The 8,054-nt window shown below is 57.0% G+C and carries 7 protein-coding genes; 4 read left to right on the top strand and 3 right to left on the bottom strand.

Annotated features, from left to right (window positions below; genetic code table 11):
• Positions 1 to 570 (top strand): tyrosine-type recombinase/integrase (locus NCR39_RS29400; protein WP_250456308.1); only part of this gene is annotated, 570 nt, incomplete at its 5' end.
• Between the two features lie 140 nt (positions 571 to 710).
• Here the strand turns inward: NCR39_RS29400 and NCR39_RS29405 are convergent.
• The 3 genes from NCR39_RS29405 to NCR39_RS29415 all read right to left on the bottom strand — a co-directional run bounded on the left by NCR39_RS29405 (position 711) and on the right by NCR39_RS29415 (position 3,748).
• Positions 711 to 1,106, bottom strand: coding sequence for a response regulator (locus tag NCR39_RS29405; RefSeq protein ID WP_250456309.1), 396 nt, complete (start codon positions 1,104 to 1,106; stop codon positions 711 to 713).
• Positions 1,107 to 1,356: 250 nt separating this feature from the next.
• Positions 1,357 to 2,943 (bottom strand): hybrid sensor histidine kinase/response regulator, encoded by a 1,587-nt coding sequence (locus NCR39_RS29410; protein WP_250456310.1) that lies wholly within the window; start codon positions 2,941 to 2,943, stop codon positions 1,357 to 1,359.
• Between the two features lies 1 nt (position 2,944).
• Entirely contained in the window at positions 2,945 to 3,748 is an 804-nt protein-coding gene (locus NCR39_RS29415) for an alpha/beta fold hydrolase (protein WP_250456311.1), read from the bottom strand.
• A gap of 223 nt (positions 3,749 to 3,971) precedes the next feature.
• Here NCR39_RS29415 and kaiC point away from each other — a divergent pair, with 223 nt between their 5' ends.
• From kaiC to NCR39_RS29430, 3 genes are all read left to right on the top strand, one after another.
• Positions 3,972 to 5,705: a circadian clock protein KaiC gene (kaiC, locus tag NCR39_RS29420; RefSeq protein ID WP_250456312.1), complete on the top strand. Its 1,734-nt coding sequence runs from the start codon at positions 3,972 to 3,974 to the stop codon at positions 5,703 to 5,705.
• A gap of 105 nt (positions 5,706 to 5,810) precedes the next feature.
• A complete protein-coding gene (locus NCR39_RS29425; RefSeq protein ID WP_250456313.1) occupies positions 5,811 to 6,137 on the top strand; it encodes a circadian clock KaiB family protein in 327 nt (108 codons plus the stop codon).
• Complete coding sequence (locus tag NCR39_RS29430) at positions 6,130 to 7,785, top strand: response regulator (RefSeq protein ID WP_250456314.1); 1,656 nt, start codon at positions 6,130 to 6,132, stop codon at positions 7,783 to 7,785. Before NCR39_RS29425 ends, NCR39_RS29430 begins: the two co-directional genes overlap by 8 nt.
• Positions 7,786 to 8,054: the final 269 nt, after the last annotated feature.

Here is an 8,054-nt window from a genome sequence, read left to right on the forward strand (position 1 = left end):
ACCGGTCAGAAGCCGCCATTGAAGCTCCGTGAGATCTGGGCGATTCGGACGAGGCTCCAGATGTCGTCCAACGCTCGTGAGTTGGCGCTGTTCAACTTGGCAATCGACAGCAAGCTTCGGGCGTGCGATCTGACGCGACTGCAGGTGCAGGACGTCTTCGTCGGAGGTCATGTCGTAGCTCGCGCGACTTTCATGCAGCAAAAGACACACAGACCAGTGCAGTTTGAGATCACGGAGCAGACTCGTCAAAGTGTCTCTGCCTGGATTTCGGCGCGGGGATTGAAGCCTGCCGATTATTTGTTTCCGAGTCGGCTGCATGCTTCGGCGCATGTATCGACGCGCCAGTATGCGCGCATCGTTCATCGTTGGATCGCGTCGATTGGACTCGATGACAGCGCGTATGGTACGCACACCATGCGTCGCACGAAAGCGTCGTTGATCTATCGACGCACCAAGAATCTGCGCGCCGTCCAATTGCTTCTGGGCCATACCAAAATTGAAAGCACCGTGCGATACCTCGGGATTGAGGTAGACGATGCACTCGAGATGGCCGAGCAGACCGAAGTTTGATAGCCGCTGGCCGGCCAGCGTGCGCTTGTCGGCCATGAAGCGACCCTCCGCACGCCGACAATTTCGGCTTTTCTGCGACCGCTTCGCCTCCATCAACGGCCATAACAACTACCAGAAGAGCGAAACGCCCTTTGTCATCATCAACTGCAAACCATTTTCTGGACAACTCCGATCAGCGTGTCGAAAAGAACCGGTTTGGTAAGGAAGCGGTCGAAGAGCATGCTAGGGGTGTCTTCCCCTCGAGGTGAGCGCGTCGCGGCACTCCATAAAATGATCGGAATTAGCGCAAGTTCAGCATCCGCGCGAAGGGCCCGACAAAGCGCTACCCCATCCATTTCGGGCATCATTAGGTCGGTCAAAATCAACTGGGGACGAATGCGTCTCGCGGCGTCCAACGCCTGCTTGCCGTTTGAAGCGGTATGCACATTGAAGTCATGCATCGAGAGCAATTGCGCCCACGCATCAAGCGCGTTTGGTTCGTCGTCGACGATCAGGAGTTTCGGGAAATTGGGGGACGCTGATGGGTAGAAGTTCACGAACTCGCTCAAATACCCTGGCGAGCATCATTGCTCATGACCCGAAAGCTTGCAGGATGATAGTTGGCAGCAAGCGGCGGTCCTCATCAGAAAACCGTCTGATGCCAGCCAGCGCAAAGGCGCGCGACTCGTCGGATGGTCCGGAGCGCTACAGTCCAATACCTTGGGGCAGGTCCCTTGCGGTCGGGTGCCGACGCCCCGCCCGTGAATGCTTTTGAGGTCGCCACCAGGAGGCGGCGTCGTTACCGCGTTAATGCCTGCCGGCGGCTTTCGGGTTAATTTCCTGAAGCAATTTGAGTAGGTGCGTTATATCGATAGGCTTGGTGAAATGGACGTTGAAACCGGCGGCGAGCGCGCGTTCTTTGTCTTGTGATTGGCCCCAACCAGTAAGCGCGACAGTGAGCAAATCAAAATGGGGCCGTAGCAACTTGACCTCTTTGACGAGTTCGTAGCCACTGATATCGGGCAGCGTGATGTCAAGAATGACGGCGTGGGGCCCCCATTCCCTGATGAGTTGGAGACCGGCTTGTCCGGTTATCGCGGTGCGAACGCTGTGCCCCTCGGCCTCCAGCACCATTGCGAGCGACGTGGCCCCATCATTGTCGTCATCGACAATAACAATCTGCCTTTGCTCGAAATTGGAAAGCGCGGTGCTGTCAGTCTGTTCATTCCCGACCTCTGCCAATCCTGCATCGAGTGCTGGCATTTTCACTACGAACTCACTTCCCCGACCGACGCCTTCGCTGTGCACGCTAACGGTTCCACCCATCAACGTTGTCATGGCGCGGACGAGCGAGAGGCCAATACCCAAGCCGCCGCCGGCGCGTTGCAAACCGGGCGTCAACTGCGAAAAAATGTCGAAAATCTTTCCGAGGTCGTCAGGGGCAATGCCAATACCGGTATCGCGGACTGCAATGACGGCCTTCGCGCCCTCGCGCTTTGCGGTGAGTTCGATGCGGCCGTTTTCAGACGTGTATTTGGCTGCGTTATTGAGCAGGTTTTGAATGATTTGTGTGAGGCGAACAGGGTCCGCGAGAAGAAAAAGCGGCTCGTCTGGCTCGCGGGTCACGAGAGTGTGAGACGCTGCTTCGATGTTTCCTCGCGATCCCTCGACTGCCTGATGGATGATCGCGGCTAGTTCAACGGTTTGCAGACGCAACTCGATCTTGCCCTCGGCTATGCGCGAGCTATCTAGCAAATCGTCGACGAGACGACCGATGTGTCTGATTTGCCGTTGCAATGCTTCGCGCGACCAGATCAGCTCAGGGTCAATGATGTCTTTGCTGTGTAAAACTGAGGCCACACTTGCGATGGAAGCGACGGGGTTACGAAGCTCATGCGCGAGCGTTGCGAGAAACTCGTTTTTGCGTTGATCCGCTTGCTCAAGCGCTTTTTGGGCCATGCGCTTGGCTTCGAGCGCTTCCTCGGCATCGTGACGGGCGCGTAGCAATTCGCGCTCGTACTTGTGCCGGTCCGCAACTACCAGGACCGCATACTCATCAAACTCGACTTCGTCGTAAACGTGCCGTACCACGTTGATGAGGATCGGCACGGACGTGCCGCTGGGGTGCACCATGTCCAGCTTCACCTCACTAACGGAGCGCTGCATCTGGAGCAGAGGCGCCCAGTGAGTCTGGTGGAAGACCTTGCCGCCGATAGTCAGCAAATCCTGAAACCGTCGCTCGCCGACCAGCTCTTCAGCGGTGTGACCGGCCCAGCGGCAGAACGTCGCGTTCGCCCGGAGAATTGTGCCTTGCGTGGTCGTGGTCAAGAGGCCACACGGCGCTTGGTCAAACGCAATATCGATGGGCGGCAGGCTCGGGCGCGCGGCGCTCATCTTAAAGCTTCAATGTTTCAAGGAAGCGTTCTGTCGCATCGATGCTGGCGCTTGGCGCACTCAAATGCGGACAATGCCCGACATTTTCGACAATGCTCAACGTGCTGCCCTTGATCGCGCGATGCATGTGTTCACCCACCGCCACGGGCGCGAGCAGATCATCATGCGACTGAATAATCAAGGTAGGCGTCGTGACGCGCGCCAAATCGGAGCGGTGGTCGGCAAAAAAGGTCACGCGGGCGAAGTGCTTAGCAATTTCAGGATCAGTTCGACAAAAGCTGTTTGTCAATTCTTCGCCGAGAGGAGGTTGGTCCGGCGCACCCATGATTGCCGGCGCCATGGTACTTGCCCAACCCAGGTAATTTCCCTCAAGCGTATCCAGCAGGCCTTCGATGTCTGCCCGGCTGAACCCACCAACATAGTCTCCGTCATTGATGAATGATGGAGAGGGTCCGACCATGACGTTGCCTACGAAGCGCTCAGGCGCGGCAATCGCGGCCAGCATGCCGATCATCGCGCTCACGGAATGGCCGATGTAGACAACGGGACCGGCTCCAACTTCGTCGAGGATCTCGAGAACGTCGGCCGCATATCCATGCAGGGAGCTGTACTTCTCGCGATCGTAGGCAGTAAGGTCCGAGCCCCCACTTCCGACGAGATCGAACATCACCGTTTGGTAGCGCTCCTGGAAGTTCGGGGCGAGCAAGCGCCACATGTTCTGATCGCAGCCGAATCCATGTGCGAACATAACTGTAAGCGGTCCGCTCCCGGCGACATGAACATTGTTTCGACGCGTTATTGTCATTCAAAAATAGGGTGGAGGTAGCGCGACGGTCACGCATGCCATTGGCGCTCACTATACACACATCCGATGGCGTATTTTCCGACCGCAAAGATTGTCAAGACGAAAGAACAGCTCATCGCTTAAACAGCCACGCGAGTTCGCCCTGGTTCTGCATAGTCGCTCATCATGGAAAACCGTGCTGCCGCTAGCGTCGATGCGACGATAAGCCTTACAGAGCGGCCCGGTGATCAAGCATTCGTATATCCTGTTGGATACGCAACTTTTACCAATAAGGCTCACGTTGGCAACTCCGACCCCATCAGGCATTGAAAAAGCGCCGACCGGAATCAAAGGCTTCGATCAATTAACGTTGGGAGGCTTGCCGCGCGGGCGGTCAACCCTGCTGTGCGGCGCCGCTGGCTGTGGCAAGACTTTGTTTGCCATGACCTTCCTCGTTGAAGGCGCGCTACGGCATGACGAGGCAGGGGTGATTGTCAGTTTTGAGGAGCGCTCGGCGGACCTTGCCGCGAATGTCGCCTCTCTCGGATACGACGTGCCCGCGCTCGTCGACCAGAACAAGATACTGATCGACCACATCGAACTTCGGTCGTCGGAGACTGATGAGACGCCTGACTACGATCTCGAAGGCCTCTTCATCCGACTTGACGTTCTGATCCGCAAGGTGAACGCTCGCCGCGTCGTGCTCGACACCATCGAGACGCTGTTTTCGTCTTTCAAGGACACCAGCGTGCTTCGCACCGAGCTACGGCGCTTATTCGAGTGGCTTAAAGATAGGGGCGTAACGGCGATCGTCACTGGTGAACGCGGTGAAGGTCAACTCACACGGTATGGTATCGAAGAGTATGTGTCCGACTGCGTGGTTGTGCTCGACAACCGGGTAAGAGATCAGATCACGACCCGTCGCCTGCGCGTAGTGAAGTATCGAGGCTCCGCACATGGGACTAACGAATACCCGTTCCTGATCGACGCTGAAGGTATCACGGTTTTACCGATTACCGCGGCGGGGCTTGAACATACCTCATCACAAGAGATCATTCCGACGGGCATTGTCGGCGTTGATCAAATGCTCGAGACAGGTGGTATCTATCGCGGTTCGAGCGTGCTGATCTCTGGGCTTGCTGGGACAGGAAAGACGACATTCGGCGCGCGATTCGCCAAGGCGAGTTGTGAGCGTGGCGAACGTGTCTTGTTTTTTGAGTTTGAAGAGTCGCCCGACCAGGTTATCCGCAATATGCGCTCGGTCGGTATTGACTTGAGTGAATTCCTCGGTAAGCAGTTGCGCTTTGAGTCAGCGCGTCCTAGCCTATTCGGACTGGAGATGCACTTGGCGCGAATGTACCGGGACATCGAGAAATTCGACCCGTCGCTGGTCGTCGTCGATCCGTTGTCGGCATTCCGAGGACTTGAAGACGAAGTCCATGGCGTATTCCTGCGCTTGATCGACATGCTCAAGGCGCGCGGCACGACCTGCGTATTCACAAGTCTAGTTGATGTCACGTCTGCTGCCTCGGTGAATGACAGAAGCGTTTCCTCTTTGATGGATGTGTGGATCGCGCTATTCAATACGGAGGCTAATGGCGAACGGAATCGGACGCTGTACGTACTCAAGGCACGCGGGATGGCTCACTCGAATCAAATTCGTGAATATATCTTAGGCTCAGATGGGATCGAACTTGTTCCTGCCTATATCGGCGCAGGTGGGGTGCTGACCGGATCGGCGCGTGTTGCTCAGGAAGCGAGGGAGCGTGCCGATAAAGCGGCACAACTGGAAGAGGCTCATCGCGTGCAACGTGAGACCGAACGCAAACGCCAGGCAATTAAACGCCAGATTGCCGAGCTGCAGGCAGAATTGCTCGAACAAGATGCTGAGGCGACAGCGCAGGATGAAGTTGCGCGGACAGCGCAAGAGGTCGCACAAGAGGATCAAGACCATATCGCGCGACGGCGGGGGGCTTAAGAATGGACTCAAACAATCTGGCCGCAGGCAACATTTCAGGCCCCTCTTTTGCGTTCCTGTATCGCATAAGCTTCGTGAGCATCGTTCGATATGTAAAGGCGTTTCGTGACCAATGCATCCTCCGAGCCCGGCACTGAATCGGGTCGGTACATCCTAAGGCTGTACGTGGCCGGCAGCACGCCGCGCTCCGCGCGAGCCATCGAGAATGTCAGTAGGCTCTGCACGACAATACTTCTTGGTCGTGTCGACTTGCAGATCATCGACCTGTATCGTGATCCCGAAGCTGGAATGAAGGATCAGATCATTGCCGTTCCAACCCTTGTCAAATTTTCGCCGCTGCCTGTACGACGCGTCATCGGCGACCTCTCGGACCGCGGGAAGCTTTTGAGCGCACTCGGTCTGCCGCTATCCGGAGCCGACAGCCATGTCTGAGCATGATCACCAAGACGATCGTGATGACGATCTGTCAGCCCTGACAGTCGACGAGCTGAAGGCGAGACTACGAGACGCAGAGGATGCGCTGGAAGCGATTCGAAGCGGAGCAGTTGACGCGGTCATCTCCAGGCACGACGACGCGACCCGCCTCTACACACTTGAAAATGCAGACCGGCTCTACCGCGAGTTAATCGAGCAAATGCAAGAGGGTGCGTTGATGCTCGCTACAGATGGTTCGATTCTCTACGCCAACCGTCGCGTAACTGAAATCTTCGATAAGTCGCATGACGCGGTCCTCGGCCGCTCGCTCGGCGAGCATCTCGACATCGATGTCCACGCGAACTATGCACAGCTCTTCGCGATGAGTCACGCTCGTCCGGTGCGTGGAGAGTTCAAGTTCAGCAGCGGAAATGGCGTGACTGTCCCCATCTCGATCTCGTTGAGTCCGTTGCACGTCACGGACGCGAGAGATCAAATCATCATCTGTGCGGTGATTACGGACTTGAGCGAACAGCGACAGGTCGAAGCGCAACTGCGCCAGTCGCAGAAGATGGAGGCAGTCGGACAGTTGACGGGCGGCCTTGCCCATGACTTTAACAATCTGTTGCAAGCGATCCACGGCAACCTCGAACTGATCCAACGTATTCCGGCAAGCCCGGAAAAAGTGCAGAAGTGGGCCCAAAACGCAGCCCGTTCGGTCGAGCGCGGCGCCAAGCTGACTGCGCAGTTGCTGGCATTTTCTCGCACGCAGAAGATCGCACTTTCCTCGGTGGTGGTGGACGATTTGATCATCGGCATGGAGGAAATGCTGACACGGAGTCTAGGGACGAGCATCGATATCACGTTCGATCTGGATGCAGCAAGCCTTCCGGTCGTCGCCGATCCAACGCAGCTTGAACTTGCGCTGTTGAATTTGGCAATCAACGCGAGAGACGCTATGTCTGAAGGCGGTGCTCTTTCTATTTCCTCGCGCGTCGTTGATCTGAAAGGTGATGCCGAGTTGAGCGAAGGTCCTTATGTCGAGATTCGCGTCAGGGATAACGGCCACGGCATGCCTGATCACGTTCGCGTGAAAGCCTTTGAACCGTTCTTTACCACCAAAGGGATTGGCGCTGGAACTGGTCTCGGATTAGCCCAAGTGTTCGGTATTGCGCAGCAAGCGGGCGGAACGGCTCGCATCGAGAGTGCGAGCGGCAAGGGTACTACGGTAGCAATTCTCTTGAAGCCGACGGGCTTGCCAATCGCGGCGCCGTCGAGCCGTCGTGCGACGGCTTCCGCTTATGCGATCAAGCCTAAGCGTGTTCTTGTTGTGGACGACGACGACGATATTCGTACTCTCCTCGTTGAATCCCTGGAAATGCTCGGCTATAACGTTGACGCAGCGGACGACGGAAGAGCGGCACTGCGATGCTTGGACCAGAACCAGCCAGATGTCGCGCTGCTCGATTACGCAATGCCGCACACGACGGGTGGCGAACTGGCGCTCGCTCTGCGTGAGCGTTTGCCCCGATTACCAATCGTGTTCGCTACGGGGTTCGCCGACAAGTTGGAGTTAAGTGCGATATCTGGCCCGAAGCCAGCCGTGCTGCTGAAACCGTTTCCGCTGGAGATCCTAGCGAGTACCGTCGCGCGGATGCTCATCTAGGCCAGCGTTGCGCCGTTGAGGACTACCATCGAATGGCCGTTGCAACTCATCAAGAGACGGTCGGCATTCCGAGGGGCGACCGTCCGCTTCGGGTCGGGAATGTGCGTTGGCGACTGGCTGCTTTCCGGCAATGGAAATCAATGGCCGCTTTCCGGCGGTGAGTTCGGAGAGCTGACAGCCGCATCCCGACCCTCAACTGCCGTTCGATTCGTCCGGTAGTCAACGGCCGCTCCCGGGCAAGCAGAGACATCCAGTCGCGATCACGAGCA

The organism is Caballeronia sp. ATUFL_M2_KS44 (genome assembly GCF_023630965.1).
Lineage (GTDB): Bacteria > Pseudomonadota > Gammaproteobacteria > Burkholderiales > Burkholderiaceae > Caballeronia > Caballeronia concitans.